Here is a 25299-nt window from a genome sequence, read left to right as displayed (position 1 = left end):
GTGAGGTGCGTGTCCCCGTCCTCGTCCCATCGTGCGCCACGCCCCTCGTGGGCGGACCTGTCAACCCGCTCGGCGCTGCCGCCCACGCGCCGCAGGGTGCTTGAGCACGTGGAGTCCTGCACCGAGGCGGTCACGGCCCTGGAGGTCGCCACGGCCCTGGGCCTGCACCACAACACGGTGCGCGAGCACCTGGACGCCCTCATCTCGGCGGGGTTCGTCGCCTCGCAGAGCCGCGCGACGGGCCGGCGCGGGCGCCCCTCGATCCTGTACTCCTCGACGGCGCCGGACCCCGAGGATGTCCTGGACTCCTACCTCACGCTCCTCGACGTCGTGTGCGAGACCATCGGGACCGATGAGTCCGGGCTGCGCTGCGCCCAGGAGATCGGCCGCCGCTGGGCGGTGGTCACCGACGCGCCGCCGGTCCAGGGGCGCGAGGACAGCACGCCCATGAGCGACGAGGAGCGCGTGGCAGCCCTCGAGCCGCACCTGACGAGGATGGGCTTCGCGCCCGAGCACCACGGCGGCGGGTGCGTCCTGCTGCGCGCCTGCCCCCTGGTGACGCGCTCAAGGGCGCCTCACACCCTCGTGTGCGTCATGCACGAGGCCTTCCTCAACGAGGAGCTGCGCCGCAACGACGCCGCGACTAACCCGGGCGGGCGGGAGCGGGCACGGGTCGTCGTCGAGCCCCTGCGACCCGACGGCTGCCACCTGCGTCTGGTGGACTGACGCACCGCTGCTGGTGGGCCGGGCCCTGCCCGGCTCAGTCGGTGGCCTTGAGGACCGCCATGGCCCCCTTCTCCATGTCAGCAAAGGCATGGGTGACCATCGGGTAGCGGCCGGCCGCGGGCACGACCGCCTCGACGAACCCGCCTTGCGCCGGCTGCAGGCCCAGCGCCTGGGACCCGCCGCCCCAGGCCCGTCCCAGGCCCTCGGGCCCGCCAAGCGTGTAGGCGCCCTCGAGGAAGACCGTGTCGAACTGCAGCCCGACGACGTGGAAGGAGGAGGCCAGTGAGGGCCCGGCGTCGAGCACCCACAGGCGCACCCGCTCGCCCGCCCGGGCCTCGAGGGGCGCCAGGGCGTACTGGAAGGCGACGCCGTTGAAGCACATGAGGTCCGGTGTCTTGGCCGCGACCTTGCCGGCGTCCGTGTCCCCGCCCTCGGGCCCGAGGTAGATCTCGGACTGGATGAGGACGTACTCGCGGTCCACCGGGGCCAGCCCGTCGGGGTCGATGACAACGGCGCCGTGCATCCCGGAGGCCAGGTGCACGCTCATGGGGGCGGTGGAGCAGTGGTAGAGCCAGATGCCGGCGTGGGCGGCGGTGAAGGTGTAAACGAGGCTCTCACCGGGGTTGATGGAGCGCATGACGTCGTCGGGTGGGACGATCCCGGCGTGGAAGTCGATGGAGTGGCTCATCGTGCCCTCGTTGACGAGGGTGATCTCGAAGACGTCGCCGACCCTGCCGCGCAGGACGGGGCCCGGGTAGGTGCCGTTGAAGGTCCAGCGGGTCTGGGTGACGCCGGCTCCCACGTAGGCGCCGTCGATCTCGGTGACGGTGAAGGTGTGGCGGTGGGTCGTGCGGGCCGGCGCGGGGGCGAGGGCGGCATCGAAGGGCTCGAAGCCCTCGGGAAGAGGAGCCTGGTAGTCGAGGACGGCCGCGGCGCCCGAGGCGTGGTGGTGGCCGGAGTGGCCGGCGTGCCCGGCGTGGTCGGAGGTGCCGTCGGTGGTGATGTGCAGGACCATGCCCTGGGCGCGGTGGCCGGCGATGGAGCACCAGCCCTCGGTGGGGCCGGTGATGACGCCCGCGTCGAGGGTGGCGCTGGCGCCTGCGGCGACGCGCCCGGTGGTGGCGCCGGTCTCTAGGACGAGGTCGTGGACCTGGTCGGCGGTGTTGTCGAGGGTGATGATCAGGTGGTCCCCGGCGGCGACGTCGATGGTCTCGGGCACGAAGCGCATGCCGTTGACGGTCACGGTGATCTCAACGGTGTTGCCGGTGGCCGCGACGGCGCCGACGGCGGGGGCCGTGGCCGAGGCGGTGCGGTTGGCGGCGACGGAGCCGACGACGACGGCCGCGCCGGTGGTGACGAGGCCGAGCAGGGCCCCGCGGCGGTCGGTGGACCGCGGGCCCTCGGGGGCGGTTCCCGCTGCCGTGCGCACCGGGCGGGCGGGCGCGGGGGCGGTGCCCGCGGTGACGGCGGCCCGTGGCGCCACCGACGGCCCGGCGCCCGCGGGGGCGGGCTGGGTCGGGTGCGCGGGAGCGTCGGCCCCGGGCTTGTCGCCGGGCCGGGTGGGCTCGGTGGTGTCACTCATCTCGGGCGTCCTTCTGGTCTGGCGGGGTCTGGGCGGGGCTGGTCTGGGCCGGGTCGGTCTGCTCGGCCGACGAGGGTCCGGGCGGGGTGGGTGCGGCGGGCACGGCCTTGCCGGCCGGGGTCCAGGTGGTGGGTCCTGTCCCGGGGGCGGCGCCGCCGGGGGCGACGGCGTCGGGCCCCTTCCTGCGGGGCAGGCGGCGCAGCGCCACCCAGCTCAGGGCCATGGCCACCGGGACGTAGGCGGCCACGACCGCGGCGACGAGGCCGGTGACGGCGCGCACGGGCCAGGCCAGGGGCGTGAGGACGGCGAGCAGGAGGCAGGTGTTGGCCGTCACCAGCCGGTAGCCGGCGGCGCGGTCCATGATCGCGTTGGTTGCCCGGGTGGCCGCCGGTCCCCCGCCCAGCATGACGGGCGTGAGGTAGGACAGGGCGGCGGCCAGGATCTGCAGGGCGAAGCCTGCGGCGAGCGGCACCCGCACGGCGTGGATAACGCCACGGGCTGCCCCGGGGTCGGCCAGGCCGGTGCCCGCGACGCTGATGCCGGCCCCGACCCACAGGACGCAGGCGACGAACCAGAGGACGGCGGCCGCCGCGGAGGCCGTGGCGAAGGAGGTGGGAGGAACACGCCCGGCGGTCTTCCAGGCGGGCACGAGCACACCCGCGGCACCGCCGAGGTAGACGAGGGCTCCGAGCGCCGCCAGGGGCGCCCACGTCCCCGAGGCGGCCACGAGGGCGGTTCCGGCGACGAGGACGGGCAGGCTCGCAGCGGCCCACCGGGGCGCCTCGGGCTCCATCTTGGTGCGCAGCATCGTGGGCCACAGGACGGTGAGGGTGCCCAGCACGGTGATGCCGACGAAGCCGAGGAGCAGCGTCATCGTGTGGGCGACGTAGAAGGCGGCGGACAGGTCGGCACGGCTGTTCTCGCCCGTCCACATGATGAGGTAGCCGAAGCTGACGCCGACGGCGAGCAGCACAAGGGCGACGGCATAGTGCAGGGCGAGGGCTGCCATACGTGGGGCGATGGCCCTGCGGTACTGCACGGTGATCGCCAGGACCCCGGTGAGGGCGGTGAGGATCACCGTGCCGACACCGACGACGGTGAGCGGGCCGGTGCCCGTGGTGGCGCCGATCAGGACGAGGGCGGCGCCGAGGCTGTGGGCGTACAGGCGGGCGTCGAGCAGGGCGGCGCCGCCCAGGGCCGGGCGGTGCAGCAGCGTGTCGGCGAAGTGCGCGGACCAGGTGGTGATGGCCGAGCCGATGCCGCCCAGGAGCAGGGCGTGCAGGGGCAGCCACGGGCTCCAGTCCTCGCGGCCCCCGGTCAGGACGATGAGGGCGAGGACGGCGGCCACGACGAGCCAGGCGAGGACGACGAGGTTGCGTCGCACCTGGGTGGTGCGGCGCGGGTGCCTGCGCAGGGGCGGGCGCGGGGCGCCGGGGGCGGCCAGAGGGATGGGTGGGGTCACGACGTCGTCTCCGCTCCCGCCGTCGGCGGCGAGACCTGTGCCGTCTCGGCCGGGAGCTCGGCGTCCCGGCCCTCGGACTGGTCCTCTCCCCGGCTCTCGCCCCGGCCCGCGGCCGGACGCGAGCCCCGCCCCGTGGCCCGCACGGCGCCCCGTCCGGCGGCGAGGGTCCCGCCGGTGAGGACGCGGGTGACGGCGATGGCCAGGAAGGTGAGCACCGCGACGACGCCGAGCACACCGCCCGCCTGCCAGGGTACGGCGGCGTCCGCGGCCAGGCCGGCGAGCCGGACGACCAGGCCGCCGTGCAGAAGCCCGTAGGGCAGCCACATGGCACGGTGGTAGGGCAGGCGGCGGTGGATGAGCGCCGGGATGATCGTGGGCGCGTGGGCCAGGACCATGGAGAAGGCGAAGCCGAGGGTGAGGCTGTGGATGACGGCCTCGTAGGCGGGGCCGGTGCCCCCGCGCAGGGAGAACAGGGTCCAGGTGGTGCCGGCGACGGCGAGCCAGACGTAGCCGGCGAGCATGGAGGCGGCCATGAAGCGGGGCCCGGCCATCGCGGTGCCGCGGGCCCTGACGGTGCGGCGGGCGACGTCGTGCCAGGACATGACGACGGCAAGCCCCAGCAGGGCAGCGCCAACCAGCACGTGGGCGGTCTCGACCACGCCCAGGAGGCAGACCCCGAGGACGGCGGCCAGGGCCAGTCCCCGTACGGTGCGCTCGACGACCTCGTCGATGAAGGCGACGCGGGCGAGCTCGAGGCGCTCCCCGACGATGGTGAGGGTGGGGAAGAGCAGCCAGAGGGGGACGGCGGCGGTGAGATCGTCGGGGGCCAGGAGCCAGACGAGGTCTCCCAGGGCAAGGCTGACGGCACCCAGGGACTCGATGTCGACGGCGGTGGAGGGGGCTCGGCGGTGCACGCGCCGGTAGACGGCGAGCAGGGTGAGGGCCCCGGTGAGGACGAGGCCCCGCCCCAGGGGCGCGGGGGCGCCGAGCAGGAGGGCGAGGCAGCCGATGGCCGAGCCGGCGGGGGCGAGGTGGGCCCAGGCCCGACGTGCGGCGACGGAGCGCTCGAGGGCGATGACGGTGCCGAGGAAGCCGACGAGCATGAGGGGACCGTGGAGAGCGGACAGGCGGGCGCTGAGGGAGGCGCCGTCTCCTGCGACGGGGGCCCAGGCGCCCAGGCGCAGGAGGGCCGAGTCGAGCCCAGCCAGGAGGCAGGCGGCTCCGAGGGCCAGGACGGCGAGGCGCGGAGCCACCTTGTTTCTCACAGTTCACACCGTAATAAAGTAGGGGGCGTGCGCCAAGGCGCTGCTGTCCACCCCGGGATCGGGAGGACGACCGCAAGCCCGTCAGAAGGAGCCCACCGTGAGCGAGCCCACCGAGTCCACTCGACCCCCTGAGCCCAGGCTCGTCCCCGTCCAGCCAACCCGCTCCCACGCGGGCTGCGGCTGCGGCCACGCAGACGGTCCCCTCACGCTGGACGCCCGCCCCATCCCCCACCGCCTGCGTCACCCGGCGATCATCGGCGCCGCCTCCAGCATGGCCGTCGGCGAGGGCTTCGACCTGCTCGCCCCGCACGTGCCCACACCGCTGCTCGCCCAGCTCGACCAGCTGCCCCTGAGCTTCGAGTACAGCGTGCTTGAGGTCGGCGAGGGCTTCGCCCGTGTCCACATCCTGCGCACCGCCTGAGTGCCGTGCGGGCGACGGCGCACCAGGTGTGACGCTGTCGCGCCGTCGCCCGCGTCACGCCGACGGCTGCCACGGCAGGCCCCTGGTTATCCTCAGCGCATGCCTACCCTGAGCCGCCGCACGGTCGTGGACCTGCCCACGCCCGCGCTGCGTGGCGCGCGCCGCGGGCCGCAGGACGCCCCGCAGGCGCCCGAGGCCCTCGCCACCGGGCCGATCACCCGGCTCGTGGACCGCCACGGGCGCACGGTGCGTGACCTGCGCCTGTCCGTCACGGACCGCTGCAACCTGCGCTGCACCTACTGCATGCCCGCCCAGGGGCTCCAGTGGCTGCCGACCCCGGACCTGCTGACGGTCGCCGAGCTCGCCCGCCTGGCCCGCCTGGCCGTCGAGCACCTGGGGGTCGAGAGGGTCAGGCTCACCGGCGGCGAGCCGCTCCTGCGCCGCGACCTGGAGGAGGTGGTCGCCGCCGTCGCCGGGCTGCGCACCCGCTCGGGAGCGCCGGTGGACGTGGGCCTGACCACCAACGGCCTGGGCCTGGACAAGCGGGCCGCGGGCCTGCGTGAGGCGGGCCTGGGCCGGGTCAACATCTCCCTCGACTCCCTCGACCCGGTCGAGTACGCCGCCGTCACACGCCGTGACCGCCTCGACGACGTCCTGCGCGGGATCGCCGCCGCCCAGGAGGTGGGGCTCAGCCCCGTCAAGGTCAACGCCGTCGCCGTCGCCGGGGCGCTGGAGGAGCGGGCGCCCCGGCTGCTGGCGCAGTGCCTGCGCAGCGGCTGGCAGCTGCGCTTCATCGAGCACATGCCGCTGGGCCCCCGGGAGACCTGGCGGCCCCAGGAGGTCGTCGGACGCGACGAGGTGCTGCGGGTGCTGGAGCAGGCGGGATTCGAGCTCGCCGCGATCGGCCGACCCGACCGGCGCCCGGCCACCCTGTGGCGGGTGGCCGCCGGCGAGGGCGCCTACGGGGCCTACCCGGGCGGCAGTGTGGGGATCATCTCCTCGGTCACCGCCCCCTTCTGCTCTGACTGCGACCGCACGCGTGTGACCGCGGACGGCAGGCTCATGACCTGCCTGTTCTCCTCCCAGGAGACGGACCTGCGCGCCCCGATGCGCCAGGGGGCCTCGGACGAGGAGATCATGCGGATCTGGGCCCAGACGACCTGGGGCAAGCCCCTGGCGCACGGGACGGACGAGCCCTGGCACACGCCGGACGGCTTCGAGCGCCCGTCGCGCACGATGTCCGCCATCGGAGGCTGATCCCCCACCGCCCCGTGGCGTTGCTACCGTGGGCCCGCCGAAGCAGAGGAGCCCCCATGACCCCGTCCCCGACGACCTCCATCGAGGTGCACTACTTCGCCGCGGCGGCTGAGGCCGCCGGGCGCCCGCAGGAACGCCTGGAGGTCGAGGCGGGCACGACGCTCGCCCGGCTGCGCGAACAGCTCGCCGGGCGCGACCTGGCGATGGCGAAGGTCGTGGGCGTGTGCACCTTCCTCGTCAACTCGCTGTCGACGCCGGCGGACTCCCTCACCCCCCTTGAGGACGGCGACCGGGTCGACGTCCTGCCGCCCTTCGCGGGCGGCTGAGCCCCCGGGTGCGCGGCGTGGCAGCGCGCGGCCCCGCTCAGGCGCAGTTGGACCACTCCTTGCTGCCGTCGTCGAAGGCCTGGTGCTTCCACACCGGCAGGCGCTCCTTGACCTCCTCAACGAGGTCGCGCACCGCGTCGAAGGCGGGCGCCCGGTGGTCGGCGCTCACGGCCACGGCCAGGGCCGTCTGACCGATGGACAGCTCTCCCACCCGGTGGACGACGGCGACGGCGCGCAGGCCCGGGCGTGCGGCGATCTGCGCGGCGATCTGGGCGACGACCTCCCCCGCCGTCGGGTGAGCGTGGTAGGTCAGCCCGGTGACGCTGCGTCCACCGTCGTGGTCGCGCACCATCCCGTCGAAGGTCACGACGGCGCCGGCGGCACGGTGCTCGACGGCTCGCGCCAGGTCACAGGCGCTGACGTCCTCCTGTGTGACCTCGGCGCGGACGACGACGGCGTGGCTCTGCGTCATGATTCTCCTTGTGCGGGCCGGGCGGCCCCGGGCGTGGGACGACGGTCCCGACCGTACACGTCGGGCACGTGCGGGCCCGACGCCGTCCACCGGCCCGGGCGCACACCACCGGCCCAGACCGCGACGTCCTGTGACACGACGCACGACCCTGTGACGAAAGGACCAGAGATGCCTCACCCGCAGCACCTGCGCTCATCCGAAGACTACCTCGCCGAGCTGCTGGGCGCGCTCACACCGCTGGAGGCGACCACGGTCCCGCTGGCGCGGGCCCACGGCCTCGTCCTCGCCCAGGACCTCACCGCCGCCCTGGCCGTGCCGCCGTGGACGAACTCGGCGATGGACGGCTACGCGGTGCGCGCCGCCGAGACCGCGGGCGCCGGTGAGGCCCCCGTCGTCCTGCCCGTCTCGGGTGACGCCCCCGCGGGCGCGGCCCCCGGCCCGCTGGCCCCCGGCACCGCGATGCGCATCATGACCGGCGCCGTCCTGCCCGAGGGGGCCGACGCCGTCGTCAAGGTCGAGGACACGGACCAGCGGCCGGGTGAGGCGCCCCTGCCCCGGGCTGTGGAGATCCGCGCCGAGGCGCGCGTGGGGCTCAACGTGCGCTACGCGGGTGAGAACGTGAGCGTCGGCTCCCCGGTCATGCAGGCGGGAACGGTGCTGTCGGCCGCGGCCCTGTCCACCCTCGCCTCCGTGGGCCGCGCCGCGGTGCTCGCCCACCCGCGCCCGCGGGTCGCCGTCGTGTCCACCGGTGCGGAGCTCGTGGACCCGGGCACGGCGCTCACGCCCGGAGCCGTCCCCGACTCCAACGGCCTGCTGCTCGCCGGCCTGCTCACCGAGCACGGCGCCCAGAGCGTGAGGGTGCTGCGCGCCGGGGACAGCGCGGCGGAGCTCGCGCGGGTGCTGCGTGAGGCAGCGGTGGGCGCCGACCTCGTGCTGACCTCGGGGGGCGTGTCCGCCGGGGCCTTCGACCCGCTGACGATGCTCGCCGCCTCCGCCGAGCACGGCCGCGACGCCAGCCTGTCCTTCACGAAGGTGGCGATGCAGCCGGGCAAGCCGCAGGGCCGTGGCACGCTGCGCACCGAGGACGGCCGGGGAGTGCCCGTCATCATGCTGCCGGGCAACCCGGTGAGCGTGCTCGTGTCCTTCACGGTCTTCGTGGCCCCCGCGCTGGCGGTCCTCGCCGGCAACGGGGCCGCGGCCGCCACGGCCGCGCTGGAACCGGCTCCGGCGCGCGCCGCCGTGGGCTGGCGCCCGGCCGGGCCGAGGCGCCAGTACGTGCCGGTGCGCCTGGTGACGGAGCCGCGGGACGCGCAGGCGGCCGCCGTCGGCGCCACCGCCCAGCGGCCCGGCCCCGAGCACCCGGTCCCGTGGGTGGAGCCCGTGCACCGGCTGGGCTCGGGCTCCCACCTGGTCGCCTCGCTCCAGGCCGCCCAGGCCCTGGCGGTGGTCGAGGCCCACACGCCCTCGGTCGAGGCGGGCCAGGAGGTCGGCCTCCTGGCGCTGTCGCGCCCGGCCGCGGCCCTGCACCTGCCCCCGCACCGCCTCCTGTCCTGACCCCGACCGTCCCGACCCCGAACGGAGAGACCCGTGACCGACCCCTCGCAGATCCGCCTGACCCACCTGGACGAGGCCGGCGCCGCCTACATGGTCGACGTCACCGCCAAGCAGCCGACAGTGCGCACCGCGAGCGCGAGCTGCTTCGTGGCCTGCGCGCCCCGGGTCGTCGCCGCCCTGCGCGACGGCACCGTCCCCAAGGGCGACGTGCTGGCGGTGGCCCGCGTGGCGGGCATCGCGGCGGCCAAGAAGGCGCCCGAGCTGCTGCCCCTGGCCCACGTCATCGGCGTGCACGGGTGCAGCGTCGACCTCGCCGTCGAGGACGAGGGCGTGCGCATCGAGACGACGGTGCGCACCGCCGACCGGACGGGGGTCGAGATGGAGGCGCTGACGGCCGCGACGGTCGCGGGCCTGGCGGTCGTCGACATGGTCAAGGGGGTGGACCGCTCGGTGTGCCTGCGCCAGGCGCAGGTGACGGCGAAGTCGGGCGGGCGCTCAGGCGACTGGGTCCGCCCCGCCGACGAGGCCTGAGACGTGCCCGCGCAGGGGGCGCCCGGCGGCCCGGACGCCGGGACGAGCCCACCGGCCCTGGACGTCATCGTGCTCGCGGGCGGGACCGCCCGGCGCCTGGGCGGGGTCTCCAAGCCCGACGTCGTGGCCCGCGGCGCCCGCCTCATCGACCACGTGCTGGTGGGGCTGGAGGGCCTGCGCCCCGTGCTCAGGCTGGGGCGCGTCGTCGTCGTCGCGCCCCAGAAGGTGGCCCTGCCCGACGGCGTGCTGCGCGCCCTGGAGGACCCGCCGCTGGGCGGCCCCGTGGCGGGGGTCGGGGCCGGGCTGCTGGCCCTGCGCCAGGCCGGCCCCGCCCCGGTGACGGCCGTGCTCACCTGCGACGCGCCCGAGGCGTGGCGCGCCCTGCCCCCGCTGGCCGCCCGCCTGGCCCGGGAGCCGCGGGCCGCGGGCGCGGTGAGCGTCGACGGCGAGCACCGCCAGTACCTCGTCGGTGTCTACCGCAGCGCCGCCCTGGGCGAGGCCGTCACACCCGAGGGGGTGCCGCTGCGCGACGTGGCGGTCCGACGCACCCTGGGCGCGCTCGCACCGCTGGAGGTGGACCTGGGGGCGCTGCGCAGCGCGGGGTGCGACCTGGACACGTGGCAGGAGGTCGCCGCCTGGGAGCGGGACGGCTGAGGCCCCGCCACCGGGCGGCCGCCGCTCAGTGGTCCCCGCCGCCGAGCTGCTCGAGGACGTGGGGCACGAGCGGGCCGATGACTGCGACCGTGTCCTTGACCCCGCCGCGTGAGCCGGGGGCGTTGACGACGAGGGCGCCGTCGGCCTGGCGGCTGGTGACGCCGACGAGGCCTCGTGAGAGCCCGGCCAGCGGGGTCTTGGTCAGGCCGTGGGCGCGGACCTGGGCCTCCAGGCCCTCGAGGCGGGTGACGAGCAGCGGGGCGGTGGCCTCGGGGGTGAGGTCGTAGGGGGTGACGCCGGTGCCGCCGGTGGTGAGGACCACCCGGGCGCCGTCGGCGACGGCGGCACGCAGGGCGGCCTGCACCGCGTCGATGTCGTCGGGCACGACGACGACCTCCTCGACGACGACGCCGTGCTCGCCGAGCAGGCGCTGGGCCAGCGGGCCGGAGGCGTCCTCACGCTGCCCGCTCGCGCAGCGGTCGGAGACGGTGATGACGGCGCCGCGCACCGGCTCGCCGAGGGGGGCGAGGGCCTTCTGGACGATGGCGTCGGCGTCGGCCGCGGTGGGGGTGGCCGACTCGGGCTGGGAGGTTGTGCTCATGTCCCCACGGTAGCCCCGCGCAGGCACGGTCCCCGGCGATGCGGGTGCCGCCCTCGCCCGCGCCGCAGCCACCATAAATTAGCGAAGACAATCATCGCTTAATACATGTCGGCTCGTGATAAATCGGGCACCCCGGAGCCGCGCCGTTCCGGGACAAAAGTCCACCCTCCGCGCCGCGGGGACCGCTCACTCATCATGACGCCAGGTCGACACCATTCCCCGTCCCTCTCGCCCCGAGCGCGAGCCCCGCACTGCGTCAGACAGGAGCATCCATGAGCCAGTCCGTCCCACAGGACACCCCCGCCCTCGACACCTCAGGCAAGGTGCTGCAGGGGTGGAACCCCGAGGAGCCCGAGCGCTGGAGCTCGCGGATCGCGTGGACGACCCTCGCCATCACGACCTTCTCGCTCACCCTCGGCTTCACGGTCTGGTTCCTGCCCTCGGCCGTCGCCCCGCGCCTCAACGAGATCGGCTTCAGCCTGAGCAAGAACGAGATCTACTGGATCACGTCCATGCCGGGCCTGTCCTGCGGGGCCCTGAGGCTCATCTACATGTTCCTGCCCGCCACCATCGGCTCGCGCCGGATGATCGGCTGGTCCTCCCTCCTCTTCGTCCTGCCGATGCTCGGCTGGTTCTTCGCCGTGCAGAACCCCGGCACCTCCTTCGTCACGCTCCTGGGCCTGGCCTTCACCTGCGGTATCGGTGCCGCCACCTTCTCCGGCTACATGCCCTCCACGGGCTTCTACTTCCCCAAGAGCAAGTCCGGCACCGCCCTGGGCCTGCAGGGAGGCCTGGGCAACATGGGCATGAGCGTCATCCAGCTCGCCGCCCCCTTCCTCATGAGCACCAGCCTGTTCGGCCTCACCTGGGTGACGCCCTACGCCGAGGGCGCCCCGCACGTGTTCAACGCGACCGTCTTCTTCCTGCCCTGGTCCCTCATCGCCGCGTTCCTGGCCTTCCGCTTCATCAAGGACGTCCCGGTCAAGGCCAACGTCAGGCAGCAGCTCGACATCTTCGGCAACCCCGACACCTGGCTCATGACCGTCCTCTACATCATGACCTTCGGCATCTTCTCCGGCTTCGCCGCGCAGACCGCCAACATCATTAACAACACCTACGGCGCCTCCTCCACCCTCGCCGGGACCCTGTCCGCCGCGGACCTGCCCAAGGGCGCCTCCTACGCCTTCATCGGTACCCTCATCGGCTCCTTCCTCCGCTTCGCCTGGGGTCCCCTGTGCGACCGCTTCGGCGGCGCCATCTGGACCTTCGTCTCCGCCATCGGCATGGCCGCCTCCATGGCCTTCTGCGGCTTCCAGGCCGCCACCGCGGACTCGCCCGGCGACTTCCCCGTCTTCATGGCGGGCCTGCTCACCATGTTCTTCTTCGCCGGTGTCGGCAACGCCTCCACCTTCAAGCAGATGCCGATGATCATGCCCAAGCGGCAGGCGGGCGGGGCGATCGGCTTCACCGCCGCCGTCGCCTCGCTGGGCCCCTTCCTCGTCGGCATCGCGCTGACCGTCATCGAGACCTCCGTCTTCTTCTACGGCTGCGCGGCCTTCTGTGTCCTGTGCGCCGTCATCTGCTGGATCCGCTACGCCCGGCCCAACGCCAAGCGTCCGGGCTGAGCCCGCTTCGCCACCGCACCCCCACGCACGTCAAGGAACCACGATGACTGCTCCCAAAGACTCCGTCGTCCCCGGCCCCGGAACCCCCGTCGAGTCCGTGCCCGGCCTGCTGAGGATGGGCTCCTACCTGCGCCGCGGCACCCCCTCGGCCGACGCCAGGCGCCTCTTCCTCGAGGGCGGGCGCGAGGCGGACACCTTCTACCGCCACCGCTGGAGCCACGACAAGATGGTCCACTCCACCCACGGGGTGAACTGCACGGGCTCGTGCGCCTGGGAGGTCTACGTCACCGACGGCGTCATCACCTGGGAGAAGCAGATCACCGACTACCCGACCACCGGGCCGGACATGCCGGAGTACGAGCCCCGCGGCTGCCCCCGCGGCGCCGCCTTCTCCTGGTACACCTACTCGCCGACCCGCATCCGCTACCCCTACGTGCGCTCCGTCCTGCTCGACGCCTTCCGGGCCGCCCGTAAGCGCAACGACGGCGACGCCGTCGCCGCCTGGGCCGAGGTGACCGGGGACCCCGAGACCTCCCGCGCCTACAAGTCCGCCCGCGGCAAGGGAGGGATGGTCCGGGTCGGCTGGGACGAGGCCATGGACATCATCGCCGCCGCCTACGTCCACACGATCCGCACCTGGGGCCCGGACCGCTGCGCCGGCTTCTCCGTCATCCCCGCCATGTCGATGATCTCCTACGGGGCGGGCGCCCGCTTCCACGAGCTCATCGGCGGCACCATGCTGTCCTTCTACGACTGGTACGCGGACCTGCCGCCCGCCTCACCGCAGGTCTTCGGAGACCAGACGGACGTGCCCGAGGCCGGCGACTGGTACAACGCCCAGTACCTCATCATGTGGGGCTCCAACCTGCCCACCACCCGCACCCCTGACGCCCACTTCATGACCGAGGCCCGTTACCACGGGCAGAAGGTCGTCGGCGTGTCTCCCGACTACGCCGAGAACACGAAGTTCGTCGACCAGTGGCTGCGCGTGGCCCCTGGCACCGACGGCGCGCTGGCCATGGCCATGGGCCACGTCATCCTCAGTGAGTTCCACGTCGGGCGCCGCGAGCCCTTCTTCCTGGACTACATGCGCCGCCACACCGACTCACCCTTCCTCGTCGAGCTCGTTGACTCCCCCGACGCCACCGGCACCGTCCCCGGCCGCTTCGTCACCGCCGACGAGGTCAACGGCGTCGCCGAGGGCATGCCGGCCAACAGCTTCCGCCCCCTCGTGTGGGACCGCGAGCGCGGCCCCCAGGACCCGGGCGGTACCCTCGCCGACCGCTTCAACCCCGAGGGCGCGGGCCGGTGGAACCTGCTCATGGAGGGCCTGGACCCCATCATGAGCGTCGAGGAGCTGCGCGCCGCCGGCCACGAGATCGAGGCCACCGAGATCCTGCTGCCCCGCTTCGACCTGCCCGGCTCCCAGACCCCCACCGGCACGGTGGGCGGCGGCGTCGTGAGCCGCGGCGTGCCCGCCACCCGCCTGGCCGACGGCCGCCTCGTGACGACCGTCTACGACCTGCTGCTGGCCAACTACGCCGTCCAGCGCCCCGGGCTGCCCGGTCAGTGGCCCGAGGACTACCACGACGCGACCGTGCCCGGCACCCCCGCCTGGGCCAGCGAGCTCACCGGCGTGGCCGCACCCGCGGCCATCCGCGTAGCCCGCGAGTTCGCCCAGAACGCCATCGACTCCGGCGGCCGCTCCCAGATCGTCATGGGAGCCGGCATCAACCACTACTACCACGCCGACGAGATCTACCGCACGATCCTCGCCCTGACCTCCATGTGCGCCACGCAGGGTGTCAATGGTGGCGGCTGGGCGCACTACGTCGGCCAGGAGAAGGTCCGTCCCGTCTCCGGCTGGCAGCAGTGGGCCTTCGCCCTGGACTGGCAGCGTCCCGCCCGCCAGATGATCTCCACCGGCTTCTGGTACCTGACCACCGACCAGTGGCGCTACGACGACACCCCGGCGGACCGCCTCGCCTCCCCGCTGGGCGCGGGCACGCTGGCCGGCAAGACCGTCTCGGACACGATGGTCGAGGCGATGAAGCGCGGCTGGACGCCGTCGTACCCGACCTTCAACCGCAGCCCCCTGCTGCTGGGCCAGCAGGCCCGGCAGGCCGGCATGGACCCCAAGGAGTACGTCGTCGACCAGCTGCGCAAGGGCGAGCTGCGCTTCGCCTGCGAGGACCCGGACGCGGAGGAGAACTTCCCGCGCATCCTCGCCTCCTGGCGCACGAACCTGCTGGGCTCCTCCGCCAAGGGCACGGAGTTCTTCCTGCGCCACATGGTGGGTGCCGACAACGACGTCAACGCCGCCGAGACGCCCGAGGGCCGTCGCCCGGTGTCGATGACCTGGCGCGACGAGGCCCCCAAGGGCAAGCTCGACCTCATGTGGACCGCGGACTTCCGCAACACCTCCACCACGCTGCACTCCGACGTCGTGCTGCCCGCCGCGACCTGGTACGAGAAGTACGACCTGTCGACGACGGACATGCACCCCTTCATCCACTCCTTCAACATGGCGATCAACCCGCCGTGGGAGGCGCGCAGCGACTTCGACATCTACCAGCAGCTGGCCCGGATGGTCTCCGAGTGGGCCCCGCGTTACCTGGGCACCCAGACGGACGTCGTGGCCGCCCCGCTCAACCACGACACCCCCGACGCGCTGACCATGGCGCACGGGGACGTGTCCGCCATGCCCAACGACTGGATCCCGGGCGTGACCATGCCCAAGCTCGTCCCCGTCGAGCGCGACTACACGCAGATCCTCAACAAGTTCAACGCCCTGGGCCCGCTGGTCGAGAAGCTCGGCCTGCCCACCAAGGGCATCGCCCTCATGCCCGACAAGGAGATGGCACGCCTGGCGGCCGCCCACGGTACCGGCACCGGTGCCGCCGAGGGCCGCCCGCTCGTGGACACGCCCATCCGCGCCGGCGACGGCGTCATGCACATGTCCGGCGCGACCAACGGACGCGTGGCCACCGAGGGGTGGCGCACGCTGTCCAAGCGCACCGGTACCGAGCTCGTCGAGCTCAGCCAGGAGGAGGCGGGCAAGCTCATCACCTTCGCCGACACGCAGGTCAAGCCGCAGCCCGTCATCACCACCCCCGAGTGGTCCGGCTCCGAGCACGGCGGACGCCGCTACAGCGCCTTCGTCGTCAACGTCGAGCACGCCAAGCCCTGGCACACGCTCACCGGCCGCATGCACTACTACCTCGACCACGACTGGATGCGTGACATGGGTGAGGGCCTGCCCCAGTTCCGCCCGCCGCTGGACTTCGCCAGCCTCTACGGCGAGGCCGCCCCCGGCACCGTGTCGACGACGCCCTCCGGCGAGGTCCAGGTGGCGGTGCGCTACCTGACGGCGCACAACAAGTGGGCGATCCACTCCCAGTACTACGACAACCTCCACATGCTCACGCTGGGGCGAGGCGGTCAGACGGTGTGGATGAGCCCGGCCGACGCCGAGAAGATCGGTGTGCGCGACAACGAGTGGATCGAGGCCACCAACCGCAACGGCATCGTGGCGGCACGCGCCATCGTCTCCCACCGCATCCCCGAGGGTATGGTCTTCATGCACCACGCCCAGGAGCGCACCATGAACACGCCGTTGACCGAGGGCTCGGGGCGTCGTGGCGGCACCCACAACTCGATGACCCGCATCGTGCTCAAGCCCAGCCACTTCGCAGGCGGCTACGCCCAGCTGTCCTACGCCTTCAACTACATCGGCCCCACCGGCAACAACCGCGACGAGGTCACCGTCATCCGTCGTCGCAGCAACCAGGAGGTGACCTTCTGATGAAGGTGATGGCCCAGATCGCGATGGTCATGAACCTCGACAAGTGCATCGGCTGCCACACGTGCTCGGTCACCTGCAAGCAGGCGTGGACCAACCGCGAGGGCACCGAGTACATGTGGTTCAACAACGTCGAGACCCGTCCCGGCGTCGGCTACCCCAAGGGCTGGGAGGACCAGGAGCGCTGGCGGGGCGGCTGGAGGCGCACCGCCAACGGCCGTCTCGTGCCCCGCTCGGGCGGGCGCCTACGCCGTCTCGCCCAGATCTTCGCCAACCCGGACATGCCCACGGTCGAGGACTACTACGAGCCGTGGACCTACGAGTACGACAAGCTCCTGTCCGCCCCCAAGGACTCCCCCGCCCTGCCGGTGGCGCGCGCCAAGAGCCAGCTGACGGGCGAGTACATGCCCACCATCGAGTGGGGACCCAACTGGGACGACGACCTGGGCGGCTCCACCGAGATCCTCCAGGACGACCCGGTCCTGAAGGCCATGGGGCGAAGGGTCGAGACAAGCATCGACCAGACCTTCATGTTCTACCTGCCGCGCATCTGCGAGCACTGCCTCAACCCGACCTGTGTGTCCGCCTGCCCCTCGGGCGCGATGTACAAGCGCACCGAGGACGGCATCGTGCTCGTCGACCAGGACGCCTGCCGCGGCTGGCGCATGTGCGTGAGCGCCTGCCCCTACAAGAAGGTCTACTTCAACCACTCCACCGGCAAGGCTGAGAAGTGCACCCTGTGCTACCCGCGCCTGGAGGCGGGCCTGCCGACCGTCTGCTCCGAGACCTGCGTGGGGCGCCTGCGCTACCTCGGTGTCATCCTCTACGACGCCGACCGCGTCTCCCAGGCGGCCGCCACCGAGGACCCGCAGGACCTGTACATGGCCCAGCGTGAGATCCTCCTGGACCCGCGCGACCCGCAGGTCGTGGCCGCCGCCCGCGCCGAGGGCGTGCCCGAGTCGTGGATCACTGCCGCCCAGGACTCGCCCGTGTGGGACCTCATCTCCACCTACGAGGTGGCCCTGCCCCTGCACCCCGAGTACCGGACGATGCCGATGGTCTGGTACATCCCGCCGCTGTCGCCGGTCGTCGACGAGGTCGCGGCCGCCGGCCTGGACGGTGAGGACCACAAGGTCCTGCTCACCGCCGTGTCCGAGATGCGTATCCCCCTGGAGTACCTGGCGACCCTGTTCACCGCCGGTGACACGAACCCGGTGGAGAAGGTCCTGCGCCGCCTGGCGGCGATGCGCTCGCACATGCGCGAGGTGCGTCTGGGCCGAGTGCCCGACGCGAGCATCGCCGGCGCCGTCGGCATGGACGGCGAGCAGATGGAGAAGATGTACCGCCTGCTGGCCATCGCCAAGTACAACGACCGCTACGTCATCCCCACGGCCACCCCGGAGGTGCCGCGCGGCATGACCGCCATGGGTGAGGACGTGCGCACCCTACTGGGCATGGGCGCCCCCGAGGCCTGCGGCTCCGCCGCCGCGGCCAGCGGCTCCGTCGCCCTGCCGATGCCGCGGGTGCGCCGCGAGAGCGTCCCCGCGCCCGGCCCCGCCGGACGCTGAGCCGACAGCGAGGCACGCATGACTACCTTCGTCAGAGCGCCCCGGGCGGCGACACCGCTGGAGCCCGTCACCCCCGTCGAGGTGACGGCGCCCCAGCGCGCCACCGCCCACATGGTGGCCTCCCTGCTGCTGGACTACCCGGCCGAGGACGGATTCGACGCCCGCTTGGACGCCTGCGCCGCCGCGCTGGCCACCGAGGGTGACGCGCTGCCGCCCGAGCCCGTGGCCGCAGCCCTGCGCAGCTTCATCGCCGTCGCCCGCGAGCGCGGGCAGCGGGCGATGGCCGAGCACTACGTCCGGCTCTTCGACCAGCGGCGCCGCTGCTGCCTGTACCTGACCTACTACGCCGTCGGCGACACACGCCACCGCGGAGCCGCGATCCTGGCCTTCAAGCAGGCGCTGGCCGCCGCCGGCTACGAGATGACCGAGGACGAGCTGCCCGACTACCTGCCGGTGGTCCTGGAGCTCAGCGCCCGCAGCGGTGACGAGGTCGCCGCCGCGCTGCTGTCCTCGCACCGCGAGGGCATCGAGGTCCTGCGGGCCGCGCTCGCGGACGCCTCCAGCCCCTACGCCGGGCTCGTCGAGGCCGTCTCGATGACGCTGCCGCCCATCGACGAGGCGACGGCGCAGCGCATCCGGGCGCTGGTCTCCGCCGGACCGCCCACGGAGACCGTCGGGGTCACCCAGACCCTGCCCTTCCCCTCCACCCCCGTCACCCGCCTCCCGGGCATGCCCGCCTGGGACATGAGCCAGGAGAGCCGTCCATGAGCACCTTCGAGTCCGCGGTCGTGTGGACCGCCCTGCCCTACGTCTGCTTCCTGCTGCTCGTCGTCGGGCTCGTGTGGCGCTACCGGACGGACCAGTTCGGGTGGACGAGCCGCTCCTCGCAGTGGAACGAGCGGGCCATCCTGAGGTGGGCCTCGCCGCTGTTCCACTTCGGCATCCTCTTCGTGGCGATGGGCCACCTCATGGGCCTCGTGCTGCCCAAGTCGTGGACCGTGGCGATGGGCGTGCCGGAGCACGTCTACCACCTCGTGGCGGTCATCCCCGGCACGATCGCGGGCCTCATGACGGTCGTGGGCCTGGCGGGGCTCCTCTACCGCCGGATCGTGGTCAAGTCGGTGCGGCTGGCGACGACGAGGAACGACAAGATCATGTACGTGCTGCTGCTCGTGCCGGTCCTGCTGGGCTTCGCGGCGACCGTGACGACCCAGCTCTTCGGCGGTGCCGAGGGCTACGACTACCGCGAGACGATCAGCCCGTGGTTCCGCTCGATCTTCCTGCTCAACCCGCAGGCGCACCTCATGGCCGAGGTGCCGATGGTCTTCAAGCTGCACATCGTGGCGGGTCTGCTGCTCTTCGCGATCTGGCCCTTCACCCGCCTCGTGCACGCCGTGAGCGCCCCCGTGGGCTACACGACGCGGCCCTACGTCGTCTACCGCTCGCGGGAGGGGGCGACCTCCACCGTGGCGCCGCGCCGCGGCTGGCAGCCGGTGCACACGCAGGGGACGGGCAACGTCGGGGCGGATGACCTCACCCCCTCGCACGGCGCCTGATCGGGGTCGGGGGCGACGCGTTGCCGATAGCATCGGCCGTGGCGCCGTCGTGCCCGTGGGCCGCACGGGAGGACGACGGCACCCGGGGGGCCTCCCCCGTGGGGCGGGAGCCTGACGGAGGAGGCCTCGCAATCGCCACGATCCAGAAAGGAACGCCATGCGCCTGTCGCGCCGCGTCACACTGACCACACTCGCCCTCGTCTCCTGCCTCACGCTCGCCGCATGCGGTTCCTCGGCGTCGGACACCTCCACCGCGCCGGCCACCGGCGCGGCTGCGAGCTCCACGTCCTCTGAGGCCGCGGTCTCCGGCGAGATCACCGTCTTCGCCGCCGCCTCCCTCCAGAAGGCCTACGAGGAGATCGCCGACGCCTTCACCCAGGCGCACCCGCAGGCCTCCGTCACCTTCGACTTCCAGGGCTCGCAGGACCTCGTCGCCGCCCTGGCCGAGGGCTCGAGTGCCGACGTCCTGGCCACGGCGAACAACTCGACCATGCAGGACGCTATCGACAAGGACCTGGTGGGCAAGCCGACGGAGTTCGCCACCAACGTCCTGACCCTCATCGTCCCGGCTGGCAACCCGGCCGGCGTCACGGGCCTGGACTCCTCGCTCGAGGGCGCCGACCTCGTCATCTGCGCCCCCTCTGTCCCCTGTGGTGAGGCCACCATGAAGCTCACCGAGGAGCTGGGCGTGACCCTGCACCCGGTCTCCGAGGAGCAGAAGGTCACCGACGTGCGCGGCAAGGTCGAGTCCGGCGAGGCTGACGCCGGCATCGTCTACACGACCGATGCCGCCGCAGCCGGTGACGCTGTCGAGCAGATCGCCCTGCCGCGCAACTCGGTGATGAACCACTACCCGGTCGCGGTCGCCAGCGGCTCGACGAACGCCGCCACGGCCCAGGCCTTCGTCGACTTCGTCCTGTCCGATGCCGGTCAGGCGATCCTCACCTCCTACGGCTTCGGCGCCCCGGCGTCGAAGTGAGCGGACACCGTAACCGCGCAGCCCGCAGCCCGTTGCCCGCCCCGGTCCTCCTCCTGGGGGTCCTGGGCGCGGCAGCGCTGGTGCTGCCCTTCGTCGGCCTGGGCACGCGCGTGTCGTGGGCGCAGGTGCCCGCACTGCTCGCCTCCGACTCGGCGCGGGCCGCGCTCGGCCTGTCGCTGCGCACCTGCGTCATCGCAACGGCCGTGTCCGTGCTGCTGGGTGTGCCGCTCGCCCTGGTGCTGGCCCGCCAGTGGCCCGGCGTGAGAGCAGCGCGGGCCGCCGCGGTCCTGCCCATGACAATGCCACCGGTGGTGGCGGGCATCGCCCTGCTGTCCACACTGGGCAAGCGCGGCCTGCTCGGTGCGTCCCTGGACGCCGCGGGCATCCAGATCTCCTTCACGACGACGGCGGTCGTCGTCGCCCAAGTCTTCGTGTCGATGCCCTACCTCGTCGTCACCCTCGAGGCGGCGCTGCGCAGCCGGGACCGGCAGGCGGAGACAGTGGCCCGCACCCTGGGCGCTGGGCCGTGGACAGTTCTGGGGCGGGTGACACTGCCCCTTGTGGCCCCGGCACTGGCTCGGGGCACGGCCCTGGCACTGGGCCGCAGCCTGGGCGAGTTCGGGGCGACCATCGCCTTCGCGGGGTCGAAGGAGGGTGTGACCCGCACCATGCCGCTGGCGATCTACCTGGAGCGGGAGAACGACACGGCGACCTCGCTGGCGCTGGCGGTGGTGCTCATCGCCCTGTCCCTCGTCGTCGTCGGCGCCACGAACATCCCGTGGTCACACGTGGCCCGCCCCGCCCGGCCGGAGGGGGGCGTCCTGACGCCGGGGACGGACCGGGGTGCGGCGGGTGCGCACGGCGGCGGGCCCGGCACCACAACCGCCGCTGGGAGGGACGTCCACGTCTCCTTCACCTGCGCCGAGCGCGGCGTCGCCGTAGACCTGGACGTGGCGGCGGGGCGCTCGGTCGCCCTCGTCGGCCCCAACGGCTCCGGCAAATCGACCACCTGTGCCGTCCTCGCCGGGCTGCTCGACGCCGAGGGAGGGAGTGTGAGCGTGGGGGGCAGGCTGCTTGACGGCGCCGCCCCCGGCAGCGTCTTCGTCCCGGCCGGACGGCGCGGGGTCGCCCTACTGTCCCAGGCGCCAGGGGTCTTCAGCCATATGAGCGTCCTCGACAACGTCGCCTTCGGGCCGCGCTGCCGGGGGCTCGGGCGCGCGGCGGCCCGTGAGCGCGCCCTGGCCGAGCTGGTGGCCGTCGGCGCCGAGCGACTGGCGAACCGGTCCGGATCACGGCTCTCCGGCGGGCAGGCCGCCCGTGTCGCGCTGGCGCGGGCCCTGGCCACGGACCCGGCGGTCCTCGTCCTCGACGAACCGATGGCGGCCCTGGACGTCACCGCCCGGCAGGACATGCGCCTGCTCGTTGCCCGTCGCGTGGCCGAGGAGGGGCTGACCCTCCTGCTGGTGACGCACGACGTCCTCGACCTCACGGCGCTTGCCGACGAGGTCGTCGTCCTCGGCTCGGGCCGCGTCGTGGAGTCCGGGCCCACGGCGAGGGTACTGGCAGCCCCGGTCTCCTCCTTCACGGCGCGCCTGACGGGCACGTCGGTGCTCAGCGGGCGCCTGGAGGGCGATGCCGGGGCCCCGGCCCTGGTCCTGGCGGACGGCACCCGGGTCGCGGGTCGTCCGGGCGAGCCGTGGGAGGGGCCCGGCGGGGAGGGCCTGGCCCTCGTGCCTCCCGATGCCGTGTCCCTCTACCCTGTGGGCGGCGCCGCCCACGGCTCACCGCGCAACACCCTGCCCGTCACCGTCACCGCCTTGGAGCGGGCGGGCTCCCTGGTCCACGTGCGTCTGGCCCTGGGGGACGGGCAGGGTCTGTCCGCCGTCGTCACCGCGGGCGCGGTCGCGGACCTCGGCCTGGCGCCGGGCGGTGCGGCCACCTGCGTCGTCAAGGCCGTCCAGGTGCGCCTGCTCGCCTCGCGAGCTGCGCTGCCACACGGGGCCGAGGTCTCACCAAGGGGGCCCGCATGACCCGACGTGCCAGCATCTCGGACCCGGTCGTTGACGGCTCGCGCAGGCGGGCGCTGACCGCGGCCGAGCGTGAGCGCTACGCGCGCAACATCCTCGTGCCCGAGGTCGGCACAGCCGGCCAGGAGCGGATCCGTGCGGCCCGTGTCCTCATCGTGGGAGTCGGCGGGCTGGGCTCCCCCGCTGCCCTGTACCTGGCGGCCGCCGGCGTCGGCACGCTCGGTCTCATGGACCCCGACGTCGTGGAGGTCTCGAACCTCCAGCGCCAGGTCCTGCACACCACCGGCGCCGCAGGCACCCCCAAGACCGCCTCGGCGCGCGCGGCGCTGGCCGCCCTCAACCCGGACGTGGCGGTGGTGGCGGTGCCCGAGCGGGTGACCGGGGACAACGCCCCGGAGGTCCTTGACGGGTGGGACGTCGTCGTTGACGCGACCGACAGCCTTCCCACCCGCTACCTGCTCGGCGACACCACCGCGCGGCTCGGCGTGCCGCTCGTGCACGGGGCGGTCCTGCGCACCCACGGCCAGGTGGGCGTCTTCGACGCCGGGCACGGGCCCTGCTTCCGCTGCCTGCGGCCGGTTCCGCCGCCCCCCGGCTCGGTGCCCTCCGGTGCCGAGTCGGGTGTCCTCGGGGTCCTGCCCGGGATCGTCGGATCGATGCAGGCCGCGGAGGCCCTCAAGCTCGTCGTCGGGGGCGCCCGCACCCTCATCGGGCGCCTGCTCGTGCTCGACGCCTGGGGGGCTCGTGTGGACGAGGTCCGGGTGGCCCGCCACCCGGACTGCCCCGTGTGCGGACCGCGCGCGACGCCCGTGCCTGAGGATTGACGACAGAACCCGCCGGGGAGATTACACACCGGGATGGATTCTTCTTACCATGAGGTAGTTAAGGCGTCCCGGCACGGTGCGGGAGCCACGGCAACTGAGGAGCCACCACCATGACCGTTGACATCCCCCAGACGATGCGCGCCGTCCTCATGCGCGCCCCCGGTGACGTCGTCATCGACGAGATCGACGTGCCCCGGGTCGTCAAGCCCACCGACGCGGTCATCAAGCTGGAGGCCGCCTGCATCTGCGGCTCGGACCTGTGGCCCTACCGCGGTCTGCAGCCGGTGGAGAACCAGTACATGGGCCACGAGTACGTCGGCACCGTCGTCGAGCTCGGCCACGAGGTCAGCACGCTCAAGGTCGGCGACTTCGTCATCGGCTCCTTCATGCTCTCAGACGGCACCTGCGAGATCTGCCAGGCGGGCTACACCTCCCGTTGCGCCAACGCCGGCAGCTACACCGGCTCGCAGGCCGAGTACATGCGCGTCGAGCTTGCCGACGGCTCCCTTGTGGCTGTCCCCGGTGGCAAGCCCGAGGACCTTGAGAAGGTCGCCGACTACCTCGCCGCCTCCGACGTGCTGGGCACCGGCTGGTTCGCTGCCGTGAGTGCCCAGGCAGGCCCGGGCAAGACCATTGCCGTGGTCGGCGACGGGGCCGTCGGGCTCAGCGCTGTGCTGGCCGCCAAGGCCCTGGGGGCACAAAAGGTCATCGCCTTCTCCCGTCACGAGGACCGGGCGGCGCTCGCCCGCGAGTTCGGCGCTGACGTCGTCATCGCCGAGCGTGGCGAGGAGGGCGCGGCCAAGGTCAAGGAGCTCACCGGGGGCTACGGGGCGCACGGTGTGTGCGAGGCCGTGGGGACCCAGGAGTCCATGGACCAGGCGATCGCCTCCTGCCGGCCCGGCGGCTACGTCGGCTTCGTGGGGGTCTCGCACAACCAGACGATCGACGGACTGAGGCTGTTCTTCTCCGAGGTGCACCTGCACGGCGGGCCGGCGCCGGTGCGTGCCTTCCTGCCGGACCTCATCCGCCGCATCCAGGCCGGCGAGATCCACCCCGGACGGGTGTTCACCTCACGCATCCCGCTCGCCGACGCCGCCGAGGGCTACAAGGCCATGGACGAGCGCCGCGAGATCAAGGTGCTGCTGGAGGTCTGAGGCCGCGGGGCGCGGTCGCGTGGTGGCCGCGAGCGCGCCGGCCGCGCCGTTACCCTCGGCACATGAGCACGTCCACCTCCTCAGCCCCGACGACGGAGCGCCGCTGGCGCGACGACCTGCACCTGGCGCACACCATCGCGGACCTGGTGGACCCGTTGACGCTGGCGCACTTCGACAGGCAGGACTTCTGCGTCGAGGCCAAACCGGACCTCACTCCCGTGACGGACGCGGACCGCGAGGCCGAGCGCCTCATCCGCGAGCACCTCGCGCGCGCCCGCACCAGGGACTCCGTGCTCGGCGAGGAGTACGGCACCACGGGTCACTCCCCGCGCCAGTGGGTCATTGACCCGATCGACGGCACGAAGAACTTCGTGCGCGGTGTGCCCGTGTGGGCCACGCTCATCAGCCTCGTCGAGGACGGGAAGGTCGTCGTCGGCCTCGTCTCAGCCCCGGCGCTGGGCCGACGGTGGTGGGCAGTCACGGGCGGCGGGTCCTGGACGGGACGGAGCCTGTCCACTGCCCGCCAGCTGCACGTGTCGAGCGTCGCCGACCTCGAGGACGCCTCCCTGTCCTACTCCTCCCTGTCCGGGTGGGCCGCGCGCGGGCGCCTGCGCGGGATGCTCTCCCTCATGCAGTCCTGCTGGCGCACGCGCGCCTACGGCGACTTCTGGTCCTACATGCTGCTCGCCGAGGGCGCCGTCGATCTCGCGGCCGAGCCTGAGCTCGAGCTGTACGACATGAGCGCCCTCGTCCCCGTGGTCACCGAGGCGGGCGGCACCTTCACCTCCCTGGCCGGCGAGCCCGGCCCTTTCGGCGGCGACGCGCTGGCCACGAACACCCTCCTGCACGAGGCTGCGCTAGACCTGCTCGGCCACGACACCGACTGAGCCGCGGCGCGGCTCCGCTGAGGGCG

The 25299-nt window shown here is 73.2% G+C and carries 21 protein-coding genes and 1 pseudogene; 17 read left to right on the top strand and 5 right to left on the bottom strand.

The features are described 5' to 3' along the window. The first annotated feature begins 9 nt into the window (after positions 1-9). Entirely contained in the window at positions 10-726 is a 717-nt protein-coding gene (locus ACSJJR_RS02075; protein ID WP_435941867.1) for a helix-turn-helix transcriptional regulator, read from the top strand. Between the two features lie 34 nt (positions 727-760). On the opposite strand, the gene ACSJJR_RS02070 is transcribed toward ACSJJR_RS02075, so the two are convergent. From ACSJJR_RS02070 to ACSJJR_RS02060, 3 genes are read right to left on the bottom strand one after another with little or no spacing between them, the layout of a single operon-like run. Further along, on the bottom strand, positions 761-2308 hold the full coding sequence (locus ACSJJR_RS02070) for a multicopper oxidase domain-containing protein (RefSeq protein ID WP_435941866.1): 1548 nt from the start codon (positions 2306-2308) through the stop codon (positions 761-763). After that, positions 2301-3770 carry a hypothetical protein gene (locus tag ACSJJR_RS02065; protein WP_435941865.1) on the bottom strand — a complete coding sequence of 490 codons (1470 nt, stop codon included), beginning with the start codon at positions 3768-3770 and terminating at the stop codon, positions 2301-2303. Before ACSJJR_RS02065 ends, ACSJJR_RS02070 begins: the two co-directional genes overlap by 8 nt. Further along, a complete protein-coding gene (locus ACSJJR_RS02060; RefSeq protein ID WP_435941864.1) occupies positions 3767-5035 on the bottom strand; it encodes a hypothetical protein in 1269 nt (422 codons plus the stop codon). Before ACSJJR_RS02060 ends, ACSJJR_RS02065 begins: the two co-directional genes overlap by 4 nt. Positions 5036-5132: 97 nt before the next feature. On the opposite strand from ACSJJR_RS02060, the gene ACSJJR_RS02055 reads away from it, so the two are divergent. The 3 genes from ACSJJR_RS02055 to ACSJJR_RS02045 all read left to right on the top strand — a co-directional run bounded on the left by ACSJJR_RS02055 (position 5133) and on the right by ACSJJR_RS02045 (position 7039). Further along, complete coding sequence (locus ACSJJR_RS02055) at positions 5133-5456, top strand: DUF2249 domain-containing protein (protein ID WP_435941863.1); 324 nt, start codon at positions 5133-5135, stop codon at positions 5454-5456. A gap of 99 nt (positions 5457-5555) precedes the next feature. Further along, positions 5556-6713 carry a GTP 3',8-cyclase MoaA gene (gene moaA / locus ACSJJR_RS02050; RefSeq protein ID WP_435941862.1) on the top strand — a complete coding sequence of 386 codons (1158 nt, stop codon included), beginning with the start codon at positions 5556-5558 and terminating at the stop codon, positions 6711-6713. 56 nt (positions 6714-6769) lie between these two features. Continuing rightward, entirely contained in the window at positions 6770-7039 is a 270-nt protein-coding gene (locus tag ACSJJR_RS02045; RefSeq protein WP_435941861.1) for a MoaD/ThiS family protein, read from the top strand. A 37-nt stretch (positions 7040-7076) separates the two neighbouring features. Here ACSJJR_RS02045 and ACSJJR_RS02040 read toward each other — a convergent pair whose 3' ends face one another. Next, positions 7077-7511 carry a molybdenum cofactor biosynthesis protein MoaE gene (locus ACSJJR_RS02040; protein WP_435941860.1) on the bottom strand — a complete coding sequence of 145 codons (435 nt, stop codon included), beginning with the start codon at positions 7509-7511 and terminating at the stop codon, positions 7077-7079. A 168-nt stretch (positions 7512-7679) separates the two neighbouring features. On the opposite strand from ACSJJR_RS02040, the gene ACSJJR_RS02035 reads away from it, so the two are divergent. Genes ACSJJR_RS02035 through mobA form a run of 3 tightly spaced genes read left to right on the top strand, consistent with a single transcriptional unit; the run spans position 7680 to position 10250 of the window. Beyond that, entirely contained in the window at positions 7680-9065 is a 1386-nt protein-coding gene (locus ACSJJR_RS02035; RefSeq protein ID WP_435941859.1) for a molybdopterin molybdotransferase MoeA, read from the top strand. 33 nt (positions 9066-9098) lie between these two features. Beyond that, positions 9099-9596 (top strand): cyclic pyranopterin monophosphate synthase MoaC, encoded by a 498-nt coding sequence (gene moaC, locus ACSJJR_RS02030; protein ID WP_435941858.1) that lies wholly within the window; start codon positions 9099-9101, stop codon positions 9594-9596. A gap of 3 nt (positions 9597-9599) precedes the next feature. Then, a complete protein-coding gene (gene mobA / locus ACSJJR_RS02025) occupies positions 9600-10250 on the top strand; it encodes a molybdenum cofactor guanylyltransferase (RefSeq protein WP_435941857.1) in 651 nt (216 codons plus the stop codon). 25 nt (positions 10251-10275) lie between these two features. Here mobA and ACSJJR_RS02020 read toward each other — a convergent pair whose 3' ends face one another. Next, positions 10276-10851: a MogA/MoaB family molybdenum cofactor biosynthesis protein gene (locus ACSJJR_RS02020; RefSeq protein WP_435941856.1), complete on the bottom strand. Its 576-nt coding sequence runs from the start codon at positions 10849-10851 to the stop codon at positions 10276-10278. 272 nt (positions 10852-11123) lie between these two features. Between ACSJJR_RS02020 and ACSJJR_RS02015 the strand changes: the two genes are divergently transcribed. The 10 genes and pseudogenes from ACSJJR_RS02015 (at position 11124) to hisN (ending at position 25273) form a co-directional block, all read left to right on the top strand. Further along, positions 11124-12476, top strand: a complete 1353-nt coding sequence (locus tag ACSJJR_RS02015) for an MFS transporter (RefSeq protein WP_435941855.1) — start codon at positions 11124-11126, stop codon at positions 12474-12476. Positions 12477-12519: 43 nt separating this feature from the next. Continuing rightward, on the top strand, positions 12520-16281 hold the full coding sequence (locus ACSJJR_RS02010) for a nitrate reductase subunit alpha (RefSeq protein WP_435941854.1): 3762 nt from the start codon (positions 12520-12522) through the stop codon (positions 16279-16281). After that, on the top strand, positions 16281-17846 hold the full coding sequence (narH, locus tag ACSJJR_RS02005) for a nitrate reductase subunit beta (RefSeq protein ID WP_435941853.1): 1566 nt from the start codon (positions 16281-16283) through the stop codon (positions 17844-17846). The genes ACSJJR_RS02010 and narH overlap by 1 nt, the downstream gene beginning before the upstream one ends. An 18-nt stretch (positions 17847-17864) precedes the next feature. Next, a complete protein-coding gene (gene narJ, locus ACSJJR_RS02000) occupies positions 17865-18614 on the top strand; it encodes a nitrate reductase molybdenum cofactor assembly chaperone (RefSeq protein WP_435941852.1) in 750 nt (249 codons plus the stop codon). Then, on the top strand, positions 18611-19402 hold the full coding sequence (gene narI, locus ACSJJR_RS01995) for a respiratory nitrate reductase subunit gamma (protein WP_435941851.1): 792 nt from the start codon (positions 18611-18613) through the stop codon (positions 19400-19402). Before narJ ends, narI begins: the two co-directional genes overlap by 4 nt. Positions 19403-19559: 157 nt before the next feature. Further along, positions 19560-20381 (top strand): molybdate ABC transporter substrate-binding protein, encoded by an 822-nt coding sequence (modA, locus tag ACSJJR_RS01990; protein ID WP_435941850.1) that lies wholly within the window; start codon positions 19560-19562, stop codon positions 20379-20381. Then, complete coding sequence (gene modB, locus ACSJJR_RS01985) at positions 20378-22411, top strand: molybdate ABC transporter permease subunit (RefSeq protein WP_435941849.1); 2034 nt, start codon at positions 20378-20380, stop codon at positions 22409-22411. The genes modA and modB overlap by 4 nt, the downstream gene beginning before the upstream one ends. Next, positions 22408-23205, top strand: a pseudogene (locus ACSJJR_RS01980) (HesA/MoeB/ThiF family protein); the annotation flags it as partial. The gene modB and the pseudogene ACSJJR_RS01980, both read left to right, overlap by 4 nt. 137 nt (positions 23206-23342) lie before the next feature. Then, a complete protein-coding gene (locus tag ACSJJR_RS01975) occupies positions 23343-24386 on the top strand; it encodes a zinc-binding dehydrogenase (protein WP_435941848.1) in 1044 nt (347 codons plus the stop codon). Positions 24387-24448: 62 nt separating this feature from the next. Continuing rightward, positions 24449-25273, top strand: a complete 825-nt coding sequence (gene hisN / locus ACSJJR_RS01970; protein ID WP_435941847.1) for a histidinol-phosphatase — start codon at positions 24449-24451, stop codon at positions 25271-25273. The last annotated feature ends 26 nt before the right edge of the window (positions 25274-25299 follow it).

It is taken from the genome of Actinomyces sp. W5033, assembly GCF_051303165.1.
The sequence above is the reverse complement of the archived record's forward strand: the minus strand, read 5'-3'. Positions and strand labels throughout refer to the sequence as shown.

Coding starts and splice junctions, on each gene's coding strand:
- hisN (WP_435941847.1), top strand. CDS start 24,449: ATGAGCACGTCCACCTCCTCAGCCCCGACGACGGAGCGCCGCTGGCGC.
- ACSJJR_RS02020 (WP_435941856.1), bottom strand. CDS start 10,851: ATGAGCACAACCTCCCAGCCCGAGTCGGCCACCCCCACCGCGGCCGAC.
- narH (WP_435941853.1), top strand. CDS start 16,281: ATGAAGGTGATGGCCCAGATCGCGATGGTCATGAACCTCGACAAGTGC.
- moaA (WP_435941862.1), top strand. CDS start 5,556: ATGCCTACCCTGAGCCGCCGCACGGTCGTGGACCTGCCCACGCCCGCG.
- narJ (WP_435941852.1), top strand. CDS start 17,865: ATGACTACCTTCGTCAGAGCGCCCCGGGCGGCGACACCGCTGGAGCCC.
- ACSJJR_RS02035 (WP_435941859.1), top strand. CDS start 7,680: ATGCCTCACCCGCAGCACCTGCGCTCATCCGAAGACTACCTCGCCGAG.
- ACSJJR_RS01975 (WP_435941848.1), top strand. CDS start 23,343: ATGACCGTTGACATCCCCCAGACGATGCGCGCCGTCCTCATGCGCGCC.
- ACSJJR_RS02015 (WP_435941855.1), top strand. CDS start 11,124: ATGAGCCAGTCCGTCCCACAGGACACCCCCGCCCTCGACACCTCAGGC.
- ACSJJR_RS02040 (WP_435941860.1), bottom strand. CDS start 7,511: ATGACGCAGAGCCACGCCGTCGTCGTCCGCGCCGAGGTCACACAGGAG.
- narI (WP_435941851.1), top strand. CDS start 18,611: ATGAGCACCTTCGAGTCCGCGGTCGTGTGGACCGCCCTGCCCTACGTC.
- ACSJJR_RS02010 (WP_435941854.1), top strand. CDS start 12,520: ATGACTGCTCCCAAAGACTCCGTCGTCCCCGGCCCCGGAACCCCCGTC.
- modA (WP_435941850.1), top strand. CDS start 19,560: ATGCGCCTGTCGCGCCGCGTCACACTGACCACACTCGCCCTCGTCTCC.
- ACSJJR_RS02045 (WP_435941861.1), top strand. CDS start 6,770: ATGACCCCGTCCCCGACGACCTCCATCGAGGTGCACTACTTCGCCGCG.
- ACSJJR_RS02070 (WP_435941866.1), bottom strand. CDS start 2,308: ATGAGTGACACCACCGAGCCCACCCGGCCCGGCGACAAGCCCGGGGCC.